Consider the following 17,831-nt stretch of genomic DNA (forward strand, 5'->3'; position numbering starts at 1 on the left):
TCAATAGGTTAGCGAGCTAACACATAAAGTAACTTGACTATTTAGAGCTTTTACTCTAAAAACTAACTTAATCGCTTTTTATTTAATGGTAGCAGGTCATGAATAGTCAAACAAAAACAACTTCAATGACACCACATTCTTTCGATATTCAGCACTTGCATAATGTGCTGGAACAGCAAAAACATGCCTATCAACGTCATTCTTTGCCAAGCGCAAAAGAACGTATTGATCGTTTAGCACGTTTAAAACGTATCTTAGTTAAATATCAAGATCAATTCGCCGAAGCAATTAACCAAGACTATGGTAACCGTTCTATTGGCGAAACCAAAATCGGTGAATTACTCACCTGTCTTGAACAGATTAAATATTATAGCAAGCATTTGACCAATTGGATGAAACCTTCGAAACGCCATGTCGGAATTATTCATCAACCGGCAAAAGCCTGGGTTCAGTATCAACCGCTCGGGGTAGTGGGAATTATTGCCCCTTGGAACTATCCTTTATTATTGTCGGTTGGTCCATTGATTTGTGCAATTGCTGCCGGCAACAATGCCATGATCAAAATCTCCAGTGCATCAAGCAATTTTGGTCGTGCCCTGGAAAAAGCCTTAAGCGAAGCCTTTCCGATCGAATTGGTTGCAGTCATCAATGGGGGTGGTCCTATTTCTGATGCCTTTAGCCACTTAGCTTTTGATAAAATTATTTTCACCGGTTCTACAGAAATTGGTAAAACCGTGATGGCAGCTGCATCAGAAAATTTAGTGCCTGTAATTCTAGAATTGGGCGGGAAATCTCCTGTTCTGGTTCATCCATCAATTGATTTAGAAGATGTCGCCCAACGTCTGGCTGCCGGTAAACTTTGGAATGCAGGTCAAACCTGTGTGGCACCTGACTATATGTTCCTGCCTAAGGGTAAAACGGCCGAATTCATCGAGCAGTTTAGGCTGTGTGTGGAAGAGATGTATCCAAATTTTGCCTATAATCAAGATTACACCTCGATTATTAATGACAAACAGTACAATCGCTTGCAAGGTTATTTGGAAGATGCCGTTAATCAGGGTGCCGAAATAATCGAAATCAATCCTGAACATGAAGATTTAACAGCAGTTCGAAAAATTGCGCCGACTTTACTGACCGGTGTAACCGCTGAAATGCGGATTATGAAAGAAGAAATCTTTGGGCCAATCCTGCCAATTCTAGAATATGATCAAATTGACGATGTTATTGACTTTATTAATAGCCGTCCGCGTCCACTTGCATTATACTATTTCGACTTTGATCAAGCGCGTGCCGACTATGTCGCACAGCATACTCATTCAGGGCATTTCGGGCAAAACACGGTATTGACCCATGTGGCACAAGACGATTTACCATTTGGTGGCGTAGGTGCTTCAGGTATGGGCAAGTATCATGGTCCAGAAGGTTTCTTCAGTTTGTCTCATGAACGGTCGGTGATGTCGAATCCTAAGCTCTATAGCTTGAAATTCATTCTCCCACCATTTAACAAGCCGATTCATAAATTGATTTCGAAGACCCTTCTTCGCTAACTGATCAAGGCATGAGCTATTGTACATATTCATGCCGGGTTTTTATTAAATTCGCTTGTCTTTTAAGCGCATTTTTGGTATAAAACGCCCCTTGAATGATTTCATCCGTTTACTTTTAATGACTAGCCGCACAATCGGTGCTGTCTAGCAATGGAGTTCACCATGTCTAAGGTTTGCCAAGTTACCGGCAAGCGTCCAGTCGTTGGCAACAACGTCTCGCACGCCAATAACAAAACCAAACGCCGGTTCGAGCCGAACCTGCATCACCACCGTTTCTGGTTAGAAACCGAAAAACGTTTCGTACGTCTTCGTTTAACCACTAAAGGTATGCGTATTATCGACAAATTGGGTATTGAAAAGGTTGTTGCTGACCTTCGTGCTCAAGGTCAAAAGATCTAAGGAGTTCGAACCATGCGTGATAAAATTCGTCTAGTTTCTTCAGCTGGTACAGGTTATTTCTATACTACGACTAAGAACAAACGTACTATGCCGGAAAAAATGGAAATCAAAAAATTTGATCCAAAAATCCGTCAACACGTGATTTTCAAAGAAGCTAAAATTAAATAATTTTGCCTTCTTAAAAAAACGACCTTTTAGGTCGTTTTTTTTGCATTTTTTTTATCCGACTTGATACACTTTAGCTACTTTTTTGGCACCACTTGTGCTTTTGTATTTTACCCTTAACTAGGCTTAAGGAGTTTTTAGTGCCTCATGACGTAGATCTCATTATATTATTAGCAGTTGGCTTTGGACTGGCGCTTATTTTTGGCTATATTGCGGCTCGTATACGCCTCCCCCCTCTGATCGGCTATTTAATTGCCGGTATCCTTATTAGTCCGAACACGCCCGGTGTGGTCGGAGATATTCAACTTGCGAATCAACTGGCTGAACTTGGGGTAATGTTCCTCATGTTTGGTGTCGGAATGCATTTTTCCTTAAGTGATTTAATGCAGGTGCGTCGAATTGCTTTACCGGGTGCTATTTTACAAATTGCTGTCGCGACCTTATTAGGTATAGGCGTTTCCATGATGTGGGGCTGGAGTTTTGGTTCTGCACTGGTGTTTGGTTTAAGTCTTTCTTGTGCCAGCACAGTAGTTTTACTTAAAGCTTTAGGTGACCGCGGTTTACTGAATTCCGTAAATGGTAAAATTGCCGTGGGTTGGCTGCTGGTTGAAGACCTGGTCATGGTGCTGGTCTTGGTTTTATTGCCTGCCACGGCAGTTTTACTTGGTGGCACACCCATTGCCGGAACAGATCCAAATGCAAACATCTGGCTCACTTTAGGTGTGACTCTACTTAAAGTTACAGGCTTCATTGCCTTTATGTTGATTGTCGGTAAACGTTTAGTTCCTTGGATCATGCAAATGGTTGCACGCTTGGGTTCGCGTGAACTGTTTACTTTAACCGTTGTTGCAGCTGCGGTTTCAATTGCCTTTGGTGCCTATAAAGTTTTTGGCGTTTCAATGGCACTGGGTGCATTCTTTGCCGGTATGGTGGTTAAAGAATCCGACTTTAGTCACCGGGCCGAAGAAGAAACTTTACCCTTACGTGAAATTTTCTCGATTTTATTCTTTGTTTCTGTCGGTATGTTGTTCGATCCACGCATTCTGATTGAGCAACCCTTACATGTACTTGCTGTAATTGGCATTATCATGATTGGCAAGACTATTGCAGCGATGGCTTTGGTTTTATTCTTCCGTTATCCGATTAACACTGCGTTAACCGTCGGGGCTAGCCTTGCACAAATTGGCGAGTTTTCTTTTATTCTGGCGACTTTGGGTCTCTCACTCAATTTACTCTCTATAGAGGGACAAAACCTGATTCTGGCAGGTGCGCTTATTTCAATTACACTTAATTCATTTATATTCTCTGCTATTGAACCCGTGCAAAACTGGATTCGTGAACGCTCGCATCTGGCGCGTTTGCTGGAACGAAGCGGTGATCCTCTTTCCATGCTGCCTGACGAAGTATCTCAAGAGTATTTACGTGATCAAGTAGTGCTGGTAGGCCATGGTGAAGTCGGTCGTCGTATTACCAAAGAATTAATGGCGCAAAATATTAAGGTGGTCATTGCCGAAGAAAACCGTGAAATTGTAGAAAGATTGCGACAAAAAGGGATTGCAGCGGTTTCCGGTCATGCCACCGAACCGAGTGTATTAATTCAAGCGCATATTCAACATGCGCGGCTTTTAGTTCTATCCCCAATGGATATTTTAGATATTCATAAAATTGTCGATATTGCCAAAACACTGAATCCTCAAATTCAGGTTCTAGTCTGTGCAGAAAGCAAGGAAGAAGCTGAAGTGATTCGGCGTGACAATATTGGTGAAGTCTATTTTTCCAAAGAGGAAATGGCGAAGAATATGACCAATCATATTCTCAATCAGATCCAGATTGCTCATCATCAAGAACCGACGCATTAATCTGGCATCGTAAAAAAACGCACTCATGAGTGCGTTTTTTAGCTTACTTCGATGAACGATCAGCTCAAATACTTCGGTTGCTCATCTACAATTTCTGCCTGCCATTCATTGACTTGCTTTTCCATCATGGCGAATAAAGCAGCTTGCACCATATGTTGTGCAATTTCAGGCATTTGGTCACCTAATAATGACTTTACTTCATCATTAAACTGAATTTTAACCAAGGGTTCTTTTTGAGAGCCTGCATTGCGTAATGCCAACTCACCACCTTCAAGTTGAACCAATTCTAAAATAGCTTCTTGATTACCAAATAATTCTTTCAATTGTTCTATAGACATAGTTCCTCCATGTTCAACATGGTGGCAAAGGCGGTTGCACTTTGCATTACATAGACTATTTATATCGGGTCGATGCTAAAAACTTCAAGAGCAGATAAAAAAGATTAAAACTCAACCATCTCATTACGAAAGCCATCAATCAGCTGAGTTAAATCACGATGCCATTCACGTATAATTTTGGTGTCTGGCAGCCAGGCCTGAGGCGTTTGCGTCACTTTAATAATTAGATTTGAAGATGTCTCACTCTCAGGTTCTGGCGCACTCGGTTCTGGCGCATACTGGCACATACGATAAGCACGCTTCAATTCTGCAATAAAACCTTGTTTTGCCAATTGCTGCATCACGTTTACTTCAGGAGAAACTTGCCCCTTTTCTGCCATGCCGTCTTCAATCGACTTGAGTGTCGGCATAAAGTCATTTAAGCGATAGTAACGTACTAATTCCTGTAAAAATGCCAAGACTGCACCATGTAAATGGAATACAGCAGCTTCACGATGTGCCTGTACCTGTTGAATATGATCGGTTTGCTCAGCTTGCTGACATGAAAGTCGTGCAAAATACAGTTTTTGATTGGTACGATCAGCATGGAAACGAGCAACACGGGACATAGCGATATTCCTAAATTTTGGCATTTGTTACATGCTTAAGCTTAAACTTTATTTTAGTCAATTCACAATAAAAATTATGCCTGATCCCTTACATTTCTTTTATTTATAAAAAAGGAGCTTTCGCTCCTTTAATTATTTGTTTTCAGTTTTACTGGTCACTTCAGGCTTATCATCCGCCTGTTTTACACGGATACCATGACCATGCAAACGAAGCGTATTTAAACCTTTAATCGCTTTGATCGCTTCACGAGCATGTGGCATTTCAACAAAAGCAAAACCTTTCGATTTACCGGTTGTCGCATCAAGTACCAACTTGCATGACTCAACTGTGCCAAAATCTTGAAATAGCTTCAATAATTCAGCTTCTGTTACTGTACGTTCTAAACTACGAACTAAAATTTTCATCTTACAACCTTAAAATAGGCAAAATCATCAAAAAGCACTCGCCTACTCGACTTTTTGAACTTCGCAATAAAAAACAGAATGACGCAATTGTGATAGTTTAATCGAGATCAATGCCAAAATCTAAATTAATCGACTGTCGTTCAATTAAAGCACTTTTTACGGTTTGCTGGCGTTGTTTGTAATGGGTTTCGCTAATACACAAATTTCGGCTTAATTCATTCAGAAAATAGCTTTCAATCTTACGCCCTTGATCATCGACCTGATCACGCGCCCATAAATTCAGATTCTGCTTGGTGAGAATCAATTCATTTTTGGCTCGGGTTAAGGCCACATACAACACACGGCGTTCTTCTTCGACGTCATCGAAATTACCCTGTGCCCTTGCATGCGGATACTGTCCTGCAGAGACATTCGCTACATAACAGACTTTTTGCTCTGTCCCTTTAGCAGAATGGATGGTGATAAGTGTGACCACATCATCCTGTGACTGACGCTCAATTTCACTGATCGACACGGGATCGAGCACATATTCCTCCAAAAACTCACTCAGTTGATCGTGTTTAGAGGCGAGTTGCTTTACTAAATCAAAATCGCCTAAACGTTTTGACCAGTCTTTTTTAGCGTAATTTTCTTCAAGCTGATCTTTTAACGCTTCAATACCCAGCGATACACAAGCCTGCACATGATCTTTCAACACCAGCATTTGTTTCATGATCAGCAAAGTATTGTCTGGAATACGGCCAAATTGTTCTAACTTTTCAAAAATACGGTCGGTCTCAGACTCAAGCAATAACTGTTGAGCCAGTTTACTTGCCCCGACATCACCCACACCATTCCACAGCGTCAGGAAGCGCATCCAGGCAATATCATCCAAAGGATTGGCAATCACACGCAATAGGCTCAGCAAATCTTTTACATGCGCAGTCTCGAGCAATTTCATACCGCCAATAAAACGGTAAGGTACATTGGCCTGAATAAAAGCCGCTTCAATATGTCGCGCGGCAAAACTTGAACGAACCAGCACCATGTGTTCATGCCATGCCGAACCTTGCAGCAAATGACGCTCTTTAATGTCGATGGCAATCCATTTTGCTTCATCAAACTCATTCGGGAAAATATGCATGCGCGGTTTGATGCCCTCACCGCGATAAGCCTCCAAATGCTTGTCATATTGAATTGGACTCTGATCGAGCAACCAGTTGGATAGATCTAGAATTTCTTGCGTAGAACGGTAATTTTTTTCCAGTTTAAAAATCTGTGCATCAGGCACACGCTCTTTAAAATGATGAATATTTTCAAAGTCCGCACCGCGGAAACCATAAATGGATTGTGCATCATCACCGACACAGAACAGGCGGGTTTTATGTTTGAGGGGGTCAAGCAAAGCCCATTGCAAAGGATTGGTATCCTGCATTTCATCCACCAGCATGTGCTGACAGATCGATGAAACATAATCCACCAAGCCTTCTGATTGTGTCAGAGCTGAAGCCACCACGGCCAAGATATCGTCATAATCCAGAAAGCTACGTGCCTGTTTTCGGGCTTCATACTCTTTCATGATTTCGGCAATTTGATCTTTATATTCCAGAAATTCTGGCATTTGCTTTTCTAGCGCCAGACTTAATTTTTGCCGCGTATTTCGTGCAAAAGAATAGAGGTCACATAATTCTTTCGGCTTTGGCAGGGCATTTGGATTTTTCTTATCATCTTTGCCCCGAATCAGGCGAAACATCATTAACTGATCATCACGGTCGATAATCGAGAATTGTTCCAAGCCAAACGCTTTCGGAATGCGGCGCAGCAAGTACATACAGAAGGTATGAAAGGTTGATGCTCGAAGCCCTTTGGCCTGTTCACCTAAAGCCAGTTCTACACGTGCCACAATTTCACTGGCTGAACGACGGGTAAAGGTCAGAATCTGGATTTGATTGGCAGGCACACCTTGATCAATCAGATAAGCTGCACGCGCCACAATGGTTTTGGTCTTGCCACAGCCTGCGCCTGCAAGTACCAAACTGTGCTTAGATTCGGTGGTTGCAGCTTGCTTTTGTTGAGGGTTTAATTCATCAATCAGGGTGGCTAAACTCATGGTGTCTCATCGTGTTCGGTAGACGAATAGTTTAACAGAGCTCTCCATAGAAAACTTGATGAGCAAACATGACGATATATTTTCAGCGCAATGCAGAACCGCTTTGTTGCTATCACGACTCATCTAAATTCACGACTAGGACGGCATGGATGCCGTCAGTTGGATTGGGGTATAGGGAAGTACCCTCAATCCAACAAAGGATTTTTGTTACTTTTCATCCATGAAAAGTAAATGTGCCTACCCGAAAACCGATGCTAAAGCTATTCATTCGAGGCCGTGAATATATGTAGATTATTATCCAGTTTATTATTTAATATGAACCTCATCAGAAAATTAAGAATCTTTTTCCAAGAAGTTGCTTAGAACCTCAACTACCGCATCCTCTAAATGTCTTTCTGCATTTTGCATTGCATCTTCTAAATCAAAATTAAGTGGATTAATCCCTATAATTTGACTAAAGCCCAAGTCATATAATTCATCTACACCATCGCCAACTAGACCCGAAAAAGCAATCACAGGCTTATTGAGTCTCTTCGCGACCTGCGCCACACCATAAGGGGTTTTGCCAAATTTGGTTTGAAAGTCGATGCAGCCTTCACCGGTGAATACATACTCTGCCTGAGCAATTTTCTCTGCCAACTGAGTTTGTTCAATGACAATTTTGACACCTGAATGAATACTTGCACCTGCAAATGCCATTAAACCAAAACCTAATCCCCCCGCAGCACCTGCACCTGGGATATTTTGTTTGCTGAGTTTTAAAGCTGATTCAACCACCTCGGCAAAATGTGAAAGATTTTGATCAAGCTGTTGTACCATTTGAGGCGTGGCCCCTTTCTGTGGCCCAAAAATATACGATGCGCCATTTACTCCACATAAAGGATTATTCACATCACTGGCAATCATGATTTCTACTTTTTTTAAACGCTTATCCAAACTTGCAGTATCAATTATTCTGATTTGATCAAGTTGCCCGCCACCTACTGCAACCTGAATATTATTGTCATCTAAAAATTTCACCCCTAAAGCTTGTGCCATACCTGCACCGGCATCATTATTAACACTCCCGCCCAAACCGATAATGATTTTAGAAACGCCTAAATCCAGTGCTGCTTTGATCATCTCTCCTGTGCCCAAAGTGGTGGTGAGCAAAGGATTATGCTGAGCAGGTTCAATCAGATGAATGCCATTGGCTTTCGCCATCTCAATGACTGCTGTTTTGACTTCATTCAGCAAGCCAAAATAAGTTTTTACTTTTTGTGTAGGTAAAGGTCCTGTGACTTCACATAAATTTTTTTGCCCATTTAAAGCTGAAATCAAGGCATCGACTGTCCCTTCACCACCATCTGCCATAGGAACCGAAATGCAAATTGCATCTGGACATACCTTTTCAATACCACGTTGCATTGCCTGACAAGCTTGTTCAGCAGTCATGCTTTCTTTGAAAGAATCGGGAGCGAGAACAAAAGTTTTAGGCATGATCTTGAAAAAATGAAATGAATAAATCTTTTATACAATAAAAAAAGAGCGCATATAGCGCTCTTTTGTCAAATTGTGCTTTATACATCAGCAGAACTTTTGGGCACATCGTGTTTGATATAAGAAGCTAAAGTGAGATAATTAATCCCTTGGAATAAAATATCCACGGCAAGAAATAAACCCAATACCCAGAATGGTGCATTAGGTGACATCAAAATAAGAATCCCTGTCACCAAGGTTAAAATGCCTGAGAATAGTGTCCAGCCCCATCCTTGATATGTCTTAAAGATCACAGCACTAAAGATACGAATTACACCCGCAATAATCAAAACGATGGCTAAAATATTGGTCAGGACAATTGCAGTTTTTACTGGCGTAGTAAATGCATAATAGCCTGCCACCAAATAAAGCAAGCCGAACAATGCCCACAACCAACGATATCCTCCATCAAAGATTTTAAATGCTGCAATGAAGTGTAGAACGCCGCCAATCATCATCAGTATTCCAAACAGGAAAACCACCGATAAAGTTGCAAACGGTAAAGATGCCAGCAACACCATTCCGAATAGGATCAGCAGAATGCCCAAACCTAAATACCATTTCCGATTTTCATGCAGTTGATGTCGAACTAAATCATTTCCTACTGTTTTCATGTTTCTTCTCAAGTCTTTTGTTGAGGAACAAATTTATTTTTCAATCTTTTAAAACTGATTTCTATTAGAAATATGCGACATTTTTACCCACATCAACAAGCTCAACTGTGGATAAATCAGGCATTATCCACAGCTTTTATTTTTTCCAACCCAGTTCAAGCGCACTAATTTCATTGATTAATGTCTGTTGCAAAGTGTCCGGCATCTTACTTTTGTCGCTTGACACAGGAATATGTCCTGCCATTAACTCTGCTTTGGCTTGGGGAAATAAAGGCTGTTGATTTGGATAAGCATAACCCACCGGATACAACGGTTGTCCTGTAGCTAAATCATATTTATCACTCGCACCGAAAGCATGGAGTAATTCATGTACCAGTACAATTTTATTTTGTTGCGACTGTTTTTTAGAGGCAAATAAATTGACTGAACCAATCCGCCCTTTTTGTAAGGCTGTAGAATGCTTTAATTCTTTGCTGTGCTTTGGATCATAATAATTTAAAAATAACGTCACACTGGGTGAGCCATCTTTGCTTTCATGCTGTTTCCAGGCATAAAAACGGAACCTTAAACTCCATAGAATAGTATCCAGCATATTTGCATGCTCAGGTACTTTTGGAGGCATTTTTTTGAGTTCGCGTCCCATTTGAAAATACAGAGAGATAGGTTGTCCACGGTATTGTGCCGACATATATTTGAGATATTCTTGTGCAGCAGTTAACTCAGACAAATTCAAAGATTGAATATAGTTTTGGGTAGCAACCTGTCCGTCTGCATTGATGGGATGCAGCATGACAATAATGGGTTTAGACCAATCCTGGTTTTGGTCACGGTAAGCGTTGACTGCCACGATGAATAAAATGATGAGTAAACACAGTACCCGAATTTTTTTCCACATTACAATTAAATACTCTGCTTTTTAATTTTGCGTAAGTACATCTGGCTCATTTCTATTTTTGTTTCAAATAAATTTAAAGTTTTTATTAATCCAGATAGTTTTGCTCTACCGTAGTTGCGAGAATCAAAATCAGGTTTTACAGCGCTAATATATTGTCCCACCATTCCCAAGTTGGCCCAACCATTTTCGTCCGCGTTATCTTTTACAGCTTTATAAATCAAATTTAAAGTTGCCCGATCCATTGATTCAGGAATATTCAAATTTTCCTTCGTAGTGGGGCTTGTTTTATTCTCGGGTAGTTTATCAGAGGCCAATGGTTTTTTCTGTATAGGACTTAATCCCTCCTCATCATCTTGTTGTTTAATATCTATATCAGCAATTAGATTTTCGACATAAATAAATTTATCACATGCTTTTTTAAATGCTTCTGGTGTTGATTTTTTACCGAAACCAAAAACATTTAATCCATTTTCACGAATTCGCGATGCTAAAGGCGTAAAGTCACTGTCACTTGAAACGATACAGAATCCATCTAATGCACCAGCATATAATAAATCCATAGCATCAATAATTAAGATCATATCTGTGGCATCTTTGCCCTTTGTATAAGCAAATTGCTGCACAGGTGTAATGGCATGAGGAAGTAAAACGTCCCTCCATTTTTTTAGTGTGTCACTACTCCAATCACCATAAACTCTTTTTACACTTGCAATTCCATATTTGGCGACCTCTTCTAATACAGAGGAAATTGCATTAATGGATGAATTATCTGCGTCAATTAATACAGCAAACTTTTTCGTTTGAATTTCCACGATTCCCTCAAATTAATTTTTTAAATTCTTATATAAATCATTCTGACATAAAAAATGCCGACTTTCGTCAGCATTTTTTCACTTCTTAAAATTAGGCTTCAACCCATTTTCCATCTTGGTAAACAAGGCTCCACTTGGTTTGTTTGCCTTCAGCATTTTCAGAACCAATATATTGTACTTGATTCTTACGACTGAATTTCACCAATGCTGGATTACCTTCAGGGTCTGTATCTGGTGCTTGTAAAATAAACTGGTATTTCGGGTCAAGCTGTTCAGCTACAGAACGTAGTTCAGCGACTTTCGGTGCACGCGTTTCACGAACTTTCGGGAATTTGCTGGCTGCCAGGAATAAGCCTGCTGCACCATCACGAAGGACAAAGAAGTCATCGTGTTTGGTTGAACGTAAATGTTCCATTCGGATTGGATCGACACGCGGAGGTGCAGGCTGGCCACTCTTTAATACTTTACGCGTATTGTCACAGCTGGTACATGCAAAGTAAGGTCCAAAACGACCGGTCTTAAGTTGCATTTCACCATCACATTTGTCACATGGAATGGTTGGACCATCGTATCCTTTAATCTTGAACTCGCCTTCTTCAAGCTCAAAACCGGCACAATCTGGATTATTACCACAGACATGCAGTTTGCGCCCGCCATCAATCACATAACTGTCCATTGCCGTTTCACAAATCGGGCAACGTTTTTTCGACATGAGATCAGCTGTTTCTGCTGTATCATCGTCAGACAAGGCCGCAAGTGACTCAACCGGAGTCAGGTTCAAGGTTCCCTTGCAACGCTCTTTTGGCGGCAAGTTATAACCTGAACACCCCAAGAACACGCCTGTGGTACCGGTACGAATCTGCATTGGACGGGAACATTCAGGACAATGTACTGCTTCAACTTCAACAGGCTGATTACGACGCATGCCGTTTTCACCCTGTGCTGTGGTTAAGCGGTTTTTAAAGTCACCGTAGAAGTTATCCAGTAATTCCTTCCAGTTGCGCTGTCCGTCAGCCACTTTATCGAGCTGACCTTCAAGATCTGCGGTAAAAGCATAATTCATCAGATTGTTAAAGTTTTCATCGAGACGATCCGTCACGATTTCACCCATCTTCTCAGCATATAGACGACGATTGTCGAGCTTTACATAACCACGATCTTGAATGGTTGAAATAATTGCTGCATAAGTTGATGGACGACCGATGCTTTTTTTCTCTAGTTCTTTAACCAATGAAGCTTCGGTAAAACGAGCCGGTGGCTTAGTGAAATGTTGAGAGGGATCAAGCTTCTCAAGTTGGAGAATTTCCCCCACTTTAACTGCCGGTAACAAAATATCATCATCGGCTTTGTTGGCACCGCGGACTTTGGTAAAACCGTCAAAAACTAAAGTACGACCTTTGGCTTTAAGTTCCACCCCATTGGCATCAACTAAAATGGTTGAAGACAGGTATTCTGCCGATGTCATCTGACAGGCAACAAACTGACGCCAGATCAGATCATACAAGCGCTGTGCATCACGATCGACACCGACCAACTGATCACCTTTCAGGGCCACATTTGAAGGACGAATTGCTTCATGGGCTTCTTGCGCGCCTGCTTTATTACCATAACGGTTGGGCTTGGCAGGTAAGTACTTTTCTCCGAACTCAAGTTCAATGTGATTACGAACCATATTGACTGCATCATCACTTAAGAAGGTTGAGTCAGTACGCATATAGGTAATAAAACCTGCTTCATATAGACGCTGCGCCATCGTCATGGTTTTCTTCACAGAGAAACCTAAACGTGTGCTTGCTGCCTGTTGCAAGGTCGAGGTGATATAAGGTGCGCTTGGATTAACCTTGGTCGGCTTATCTTCACGCGTCGACACTTTATATTCGGCATTATTCAAGACTTTTAATAAAGCATCCGTTTGTGCCTTATTTTGCAGTTTTAAGGTTTTTCCGCCTTGTTTCACTGCTTCCAGACGAATGTCATCGCTTGAAGATTTGGTATCTGCAAACACTTGCCAGTATTCTTCAGGAATAAAAGCGCGAATCTCACGTTCGCGTTCCACCACCAGTTTTACGGCAACTGATTGCACACGACCTGCCGATAAACCGCGGGCAATTTTTTCCCACAGCAATGGCGAAATCATAAAGCCCACCACACGGTCCAAGAAACGGCGTGCTTGCTGGGCATTGACCTTATCAATATCTAAACGTGAAGGCTGTTTAAAAGCTTCCTGAATCGCATTTTTGGTAATTTCGTTAAAGACTACACGTTGATAACGTGAATCATCGCCACCAATCACTTCTTTTAAATGCCAGGCAATGGCTTCCCCTTCACGGTCCATATCCGTTGCAAGATAGATTTCATCGACTTGTGATGCCAGCTTTTTCAGTTCAGCAACGACATGTTCCTTACCCGGAAGCACTTCATAGTGAGCTTTCCAATCATGTTCAGGATCGACGCCCATACGATTAACCAACGCTGATTGGGCTTTTTCAGCTTTTTGCTCATCGGTCAGTTTGGCACGTGATACAGGTTTTTTTTCTGTACTTTTAGAACCACCAGTCGGTAAATCACGGACATGACCAACGGATGATTTCACAATATAATCCGAACCTAGGTATTTATTGATTGTTTTCGCTTTTGCAGGCGACTCCACAATCACTAAGGCACGCTTTTTCGCAGCACTCGGTGATTTTGCTGTGGTGCTTTTGGATGTAGACCGAGGAGCGTTCGCCATAGTTAACCGTTAATCCTGTTTGTTTCGTATATAAATTAAATTTCAGCTAAAGACTGTAAATAGGTTTTGATGTCATCTAACTGTGTCGCTCGAAGGTCAGATTCTTCTTCCCAATAGAGTCCTACACAGTTTGCCTGCATATCAATAGCATAAATGCCCTTTAATGCAATGGGCAAATCGTTAAACTTATCATCACCCTGCACAATTTTTAGCTTTTGATCTTCAACACGCGCACGCATTAAAGGCAGGCGAGCATCTGGAATCAGTATGCTGTAATAAGCCACCATACTGGCACGGCTTTCTGTTGCCATAGGAATTTTGGTCCAATCGGGAGCGGCCACTAAACGTGGGTGCAGCCCCATTTTGCGTGCCTTCTCACGCATTATCCCTAATGCTTTTTCTCGCGGACTAACGCGAAGACCCAAAATTGAGCCCAAAACAAATACAATAATGAAGCCAATGACCCAAATACCGGTATTTTCCATAGTACAACCTTGTCTGTTCCTTTATTAGAGTTGCATAAGCTGAATATAAAACGCAAGTTACAACGATGAAATTAATTCAAGAACATCTCGTGACTATACAGCACTTCACTGCCATTCCAGTAGATATATCCCTTTTCAATCAACTCTTTAAGCAATAATCTGACATCCGATTTCGGAAACATTTGCTCCAGCAAATCACGTAAAGCATAAATATCTTTAGGTTTATCCGATTTTAATTCACGCAATTTACGCGCAACAATGACCTGCACCGGATCAATTTTAGAGAAGTTTTTAAATAAATCTTTTTGTGCCTGATGAATGGGATTTGACTGCTTCGGCTCTTCATCTACAGGAAGTTCTGTTTGTAGTTGAGCAAAAATTGGGGAAATGTTGTCTGCTGTTTCTAAAGGCATTGCTTGCTCTAAATTAAGTTCCGCCCATTGTTTCAACAGTTTTTTACGGAAGTTAATTTGCTCATCATAACGTTTCACAATTTTTAGATTGATCAGTAAAGCAATCAGCTGCTGAGCCTGATCACTTTCAATTTGCAAAATATTACTGATCGAGTTTTTAAGTTTCTCAATCGAGTTAGGTTTACCCTTCATTTTACCCAAAACATCACAATATTTTTTGATCAATAACAACTCTGGTTTTTGCTTAATCGTTTCAACACTTGGAAGTTTATATTTTGAATTTAAAGAAGAGCTTTCTGGCTGAATTTGAATCCAGTGACAGTTCATGTCTGAGGATTGCATCATTTCAAGCAGAATTTCACTGCTTGGCATGGCAGAAATGACTTCAATCGTCGTTTCAGGGTCTAACAATGCAATCAATTGTCCAACTACAACTGCATATTCAAATTCTTTTTGATCGATTTCTGCGGTTTCTAAAATCACCACTTGTCCACTACTGACCCAACTTGAAAACTCGGTTAAATCTTCAAGTGAGTATTCAAACTTTCCTTGGCAGTTAAATAAGTAAATTACAGCGTAGTGTTGAATAATCTTACGCAGCAATTGAGCGCTCGGCATATTATTTTCAAGATCAAGAAGAACGACTTTGTTGGACATAATCTCAATAGACAAGTAAGTAGACTTTGAGCCCGCATTAGAGCGAGCCTGAATAAAAAGGTCAAATCAATTCAGCAAAAAGACCAATAAATATTGACTCAATAATGCGGTGGTCGATTGGTCATTGGATCAAAATTGGCAATTCCATCGGATAAATCGGAAGACTCAATGCGTTGATACAAAAACTGCATTTGTTTTTTCAAATCAGCTATTTCGGCATGTTGCAGAGACACCTGCTCATTTAATTGTTCAACTAAATCATCTAAAAATGTAATTCGCACTTGCAAATCTTCTATGGGTGCGGAAAATGACGCCTGATCATTAAGATTTTTTTGTTTAGTCATTTTAAGTCCTCATTTTGGATTTCAGGAAACAGTATGGCCTATATTACGTTAAGGGATGTCCAACTCGCGTTTGGCGGACCTTCCCTGCTCGACGGCGCGAACTTCAATTTGGAACGCGGTGAACGAGTGTGTTTGATTGGCCGTAACGGTGAAGGTAAGTCTACTTTACTTAAACTCATTGAGGGAAGTTTACTGCCGGATCGTGGTGAAGTTTCTATACAAAATGGCATCACCATTTCCATGCTGGCTCAAGATGTACCCATGGATTCCGGTAAAGTTGCTGATATTGTAGCTGATGGTGCAGGGGAAGCTGCTACAGTCCTCAGAGCTTATCATGAAGCCAGTGACGCATGTGTCTTGGGCGATATGGACGCCTGTGACCGCATGGGTGAACTCCAGCACAAACTTGATCAAGTAGATGGTTGGGCTTTAGAAACTAAAGTAAATTCTATTTTAAGCAAGATGGGGTTAGACCCAGATGCTGATTTAGCCGATTTATCGGGGGGTCGTAAACGTCGTGTGCTATTGGCACGCGCATTGCTGACCCAACCGGATGTACTTTTACTTGACGAACCAACCAACCACTTGGACGTTGAAAGTATTGAATGGTTAGAAAAATTCCTCCTCGATCAGAATAATTTAACTTTATTATTTATTTCACATGACCGTTCATTTGTCGACAGCATTGCCACGCGTATTGTTGAACTTGATCGCGGTACTTTGCGCAGCTATGAAGGCAACTACACACGTTACCTTGACCTTAAAGCACAGCAAATGGAAGCGGAAGAAAAGCAAAATGCGTTGTTCGATAAACGTTTAGCTGAAGAAGAAGTCTGGATTCGTCAAGGCATTAAAGCCCGCCGTACCCGTAACGAAGGTCGTGTTCGTGCGCTGAAAGATTTACGTGAAGAATCAAAAGCGCGTCGCTCGCAACAGGGCAAAGTCAGCATGGCAACGCAAGATGCCAATCGCTCTGGTAAGCTTGTCTTTGATATTGAACACTTAAGTGTTGCTTTCGGCAATCAGGAACTGATCATCAAAGATTTCTCTGCTTTGGTACTTCGGGGTGATCGTATTGGGTTGGTCGGTGATAACGGTGTCGGTAAAACCACCTTAATCAAAGCCATTTTGGGTGAGCTTGAGCATGGCGGCACAGTAAAAACCGGTACCCAGCTTGAAGTCGCTTATTTCGATCAATTGCGTAATGCACTTGATCTGGAGAAATCGGTTAAAGACAACGTGTCTGAAGGTTCGGACTTTGTTGATGTTAACGGCGGTCGTCGTCATATCTACAGTTATCTTCAGGATTTCCTGTTCTCTCCTGAACGTGCTCGTACGCCAGTCAAAGCATTGTCGGGTGGTGAACGTAACCGGATTCTGCTGGCAAAACTACTCCTTAAACCATCGAATTTAATTGTTATGGATGAGCCAACCAATGACTTGGATATGGTGACCCTAGAGCTATTAGAAGAAATGTTGGGAGGATATACCGGTACATTACTTTTAATTTCGCATGACCGTGCATTTATGGACAATGTCGTAACATCAACATGGGTATTTGATGGTAAAGGTCATATCGACGAATACATCGGCGGTTATCAGGATTATCTGGAACAACGTCCTGATCAAACTGCTGTAGATCAAAAAAGTGATGTGAAAAAAGCCTTGGCAAAAGCCGAAGCAGCGGCTGCCGCAGCAGCACCTAAAAAAGTAAAACTCAGCTATAAAGACCAGCGTGCTTTAGAGCAGTTACCCGCTGAAATGGAAGCACTTGAGAAAGAACAAGCCCACATCAATGCACAACTTGCCGATGGTTCTTTATTTACTTCAGATGCTGATCAAGCGATGAAACTTTCTAATCGCCTGACGGAAATTGACGAGCAATTGCTTGAAAAATTAGAACGTTGGGAAGAATTAGACAATCTTAGTAAAGGCGAGTAATTTAGCCGCGT

Annotated in this window: 17 protein-coding genes; 5 read left to right on the forward strand and 12 right to left on the reverse strand. The window is 41.3% G+C overall.

What is annotated here, in order from left to right; all coding sequences use genetic code 11:
* Nucleotides 1-98 precede the first annotated feature (98 nt).
* The 4 genes from E0H89_RS08760 (at nucleotide 99) to E0H89_RS08775 (ending at nucleotide 3,970) form a co-directional block, all read left to right on the forward strand.
* Complete coding sequence (locus E0H89_RS08760; RefSeq protein WP_131216261.1) at nucleotides 99-1,547, forward strand: coniferyl aldehyde dehydrogenase; 1,449 nt, start codon at nucleotides 99-101, stop codon at nucleotides 1,545-1,547.
* A 162-nt stretch (nucleotides 1,548-1,709) separates the two neighbouring features.
* Nucleotides 1,710-1,946, forward strand: a complete 237-nt coding sequence (rpmB, locus tag E0H89_RS08765; protein ID WP_053578814.1) for a 50S ribosomal protein L28 — start codon at nucleotides 1,710-1,712, stop codon at nucleotides 1,944-1,946.
* Nucleotides 1,947-1,958: 12 nt separating this feature from the next.
* Nucleotides 1,959-2,114, forward strand: a complete 156-nt coding sequence (gene rpmG / locus E0H89_RS08770) for a 50S ribosomal protein L33 (RefSeq protein ID WP_001205031.1) — start codon at nucleotides 1,959-1,961, stop codon at nucleotides 2,112-2,114.
* 137 nt (nucleotides 2,115-2,251) lie between these two features.
* Complete coding sequence (locus E0H89_RS08775) at nucleotides 2,252-3,970, forward strand: cation:proton antiporter (RefSeq protein ID WP_131216262.1); 1,719 nt, start codon at nucleotides 2,252-2,254, stop codon at nucleotides 3,968-3,970.
* A gap of 59 nt (nucleotides 3,971-4,029) precedes the next feature.
* Here E0H89_RS08775 and E0H89_RS08780 read toward each other — a convergent pair whose 3' ends face one another.
* The 12 genes from E0H89_RS08780 to E0H89_RS08835 form a co-directional block, all read right to left on the reverse strand.
* The gene (locus tag E0H89_RS08780) at nucleotides 4,030-4,308 is read right to left on the reverse strand and encodes a hypothetical protein (protein ID WP_131216263.1); all 279 of its coding nucleotides are present in this window, start codon (nucleotides 4,306-4,308) and stop codon (nucleotides 4,030-4,032) included.
* A gap of 104 nt (nucleotides 4,309-4,412) precedes the next feature.
* A complete protein-coding gene (locus E0H89_RS08785; protein ID WP_131216264.1) occupies nucleotides 4,413-4,916 on the reverse strand; it encodes a DUF6586 family protein in 504 nt (167 codons plus the stop codon).
* Between the two features lie 132 nt (nucleotides 4,917-5,048).
* The gene (locus tag E0H89_RS08790) at nucleotides 5,049-5,321 is read right to left on the reverse strand and encodes an RNA recognition motif domain-containing protein (RefSeq protein ID WP_131216265.1); all 273 of its coding nucleotides are present in this window, start codon (nucleotides 5,319-5,321) and stop codon (nucleotides 5,049-5,051) included.
* A gap of 97 nt (nucleotides 5,322-5,418) precedes the next feature.
* A complete protein-coding gene (locus tag E0H89_RS08795) occupies nucleotides 5,419-7,410 on the reverse strand; it encodes an ATP-dependent helicase (protein WP_131216266.1) in 1,992 nt (663 codons plus the stop codon).
* A gap of 333 nt (nucleotides 7,411-7,743) precedes the next feature.
* On the reverse strand, nucleotides 7,744-8,889 hold the full coding sequence (locus E0H89_RS08800; protein ID WP_131216267.1) for a glycerate kinase family protein: 1,146 nt from the start codon (nucleotides 8,887-8,889) through the stop codon (nucleotides 7,744-7,746).
* A gap of 80 nt (nucleotides 8,890-8,969) precedes the next feature.
* A complete protein-coding gene (locus tag E0H89_RS08805; protein ID WP_131216268.1) occupies nucleotides 8,970-9,542 on the reverse strand; it encodes an HdeD family acid-resistance protein in 573 nt (190 codons plus the stop codon).
* 136 nt (nucleotides 9,543-9,678) lie between these two features.
* Nucleotides 9,679-10,437 carry a hypothetical protein gene (locus tag E0H89_RS08810; RefSeq protein WP_131216269.1) on the reverse strand — a complete coding sequence of 253 codons (759 nt, stop codon included), beginning with the start codon at nucleotides 10,435-10,437 and terminating at the stop codon, nucleotides 9,679-9,681.
* A 5-nt stretch (nucleotides 10,438-10,442) separates the two neighbouring features.
* On the reverse strand, nucleotides 10,443-11,249 hold the full coding sequence (locus E0H89_RS08815) for an NYN domain-containing protein (RefSeq protein ID WP_131216270.1): 807 nt from the start codon (nucleotides 11,247-11,249) through the stop codon (nucleotides 10,443-10,445).
* 91 nt (nucleotides 11,250-11,340) lie between these two features.
* Nucleotides 11,341-13,980 carry a type I DNA topoisomerase gene (gene topA, locus E0H89_RS08820; RefSeq protein ID WP_131216271.1) on the reverse strand — a complete coding sequence of 880 codons (2,640 nt, stop codon included), beginning with the start codon at nucleotides 13,978-13,980 and terminating at the stop codon, nucleotides 11,341-11,343.
* 35 nt (nucleotides 13,981-14,015) lie between these two features.
* Entirely contained in the window at nucleotides 14,016-14,465 is a 450-nt protein-coding gene (locus tag E0H89_RS08825; protein WP_131216272.1) for an ammonium transporter, read from the reverse strand.
* A 71-nt stretch (nucleotides 14,466-14,536) separates the two neighbouring features.
* The gene (locus E0H89_RS08830; protein WP_131216371.1) at nucleotides 14,537-15,535 is read right to left on the reverse strand and encodes a hypothetical protein; all 999 of its coding nucleotides are present in this window, start codon (nucleotides 15,533-15,535) and stop codon (nucleotides 14,537-14,539) included.
* Nucleotides 15,536-15,633: 98 nt separating this feature from the next.
* Entirely contained in the window at nucleotides 15,634-15,879 is a 246-nt protein-coding gene (locus E0H89_RS08835) for a SlyX family protein (protein ID WP_131216273.1), read from the reverse strand.
* 33 nt (nucleotides 15,880-15,912) lie between these two features.
* On the opposite strand from E0H89_RS08835, the gene E0H89_RS08840 reads away from it, so the two are divergent.
* The gene (locus E0H89_RS08840; RefSeq protein ID WP_131216274.1) at nucleotides 15,913-17,820 is read left to right on the forward strand and encodes an ATP-binding cassette domain-containing protein; all 1,908 of its coding nucleotides are present in this window, start codon (nucleotides 15,913-15,915) and stop codon (nucleotides 17,818-17,820) included.
* Nucleotides 17,821-17,831 lie beyond the last annotated feature (11 nt).

Origin of the sequence: Acinetobacter sp. ANC 3781, from assembly GCF_004331285.1 — a bacterium.
Taxonomy (GTDB): Bacteria; Pseudomonadota; Gammaproteobacteria; order Pseudomonadales; family Moraxellaceae; genus Acinetobacter.

Excerpts from the sequence above, each read along its gene's own strand:
- E0H89_RS08795 (WP_131216266.1), bottom strand. The coding sequence starts at position 7,410 with ATGAGTTTAGCCACCCTGATTGATGAATTAAACCCTCAACAAAAGCAA.
- E0H89_RS08785 (WP_131216264.1), bottom strand. The coding sequence starts at position 4,916 with ATGTCCCGTGTTGCTCGTTTCCATGCTGATCGTACCAATCAAAAACTG.
- E0H89_RS08805 (WP_131216268.1), bottom strand. The coding sequence starts at position 9,542 with ATGAAAACAGTAGGAAATGATTTAGTTCGACATCAACTGCATGAAAAT.
- rpmG (WP_001205031.1), top strand. The coding sequence starts at position 1,959 with ATGCGTGATAAAATTCGTCTAGTTTCTTCAGCTGGTACAGGTTATTTC.
- E0H89_RS08780 (WP_131216263.1), bottom strand. The coding sequence starts at position 4,308 with ATGTCTATAGAACAATTGAAAGAATTATTTGGTAATCAAGAAGCTATT.
- E0H89_RS08830 (WP_131216371.1), bottom strand. The coding sequence starts at position 15,535 with ATGTCCAACAAAGTCGTTCTTCTTGATCTTGAAAATAATATGCCGAGC.
- E0H89_RS08800 (WP_131216267.1), bottom strand. The coding sequence starts at position 8,889 with ATGCCTAAAACTTTTGTTCTCGCTCCCGATTCTTTCAAAGAAAGCATG.
- E0H89_RS08760 (WP_131216261.1), top strand. The coding sequence starts at position 99 with ATGAATAGTCAAACAAAAACAACTTCAATGACACCACATTCTTTCGAT.
- E0H89_RS08835 (WP_131216273.1), bottom strand. The coding sequence starts at position 15,879 with ATGACTAAACAAAAAAATCTTAATGATCAGGCGTCATTTTCCGCACCC.
- E0H89_RS08840 (WP_131216274.1), top strand. The coding sequence starts at position 15,913 with ATGGCCTATATTACGTTAAGGGATGTCCAACTCGCGTTTGGCGGACCT.
- topA (WP_131216271.1), bottom strand. The coding sequence starts at position 13,980 with ATGGCGAACGCTCCTCGGTCTACATCCAAAAGCACCACAGCAAAATCA.
- E0H89_RS08790 (WP_131216265.1), bottom strand. The coding sequence starts at position 5,321 with ATGAAAATTTTAGTTCGTAGTTTAGAACGTACAGTAACAGAAGCTGAA.
- E0H89_RS08825 (WP_131216272.1), bottom strand. The coding sequence starts at position 14,465 with ATGGAAAATACCGGTATTTGGGTCATTGGCTTCATTATTGTATTTGTT.
- E0H89_RS08810 (WP_131216269.1), bottom strand. The coding sequence starts at position 10,437 with ATGTGGAAAAAAATTCGGGTACTGTGTTTACTCATCATTTTATTCATC.
- rpmB (WP_053578814.1), top strand. The coding sequence starts at position 1,710 with ATGTCTAAGGTTTGCCAAGTTACCGGCAAGCGTCCAGTCGTTGGCAAC.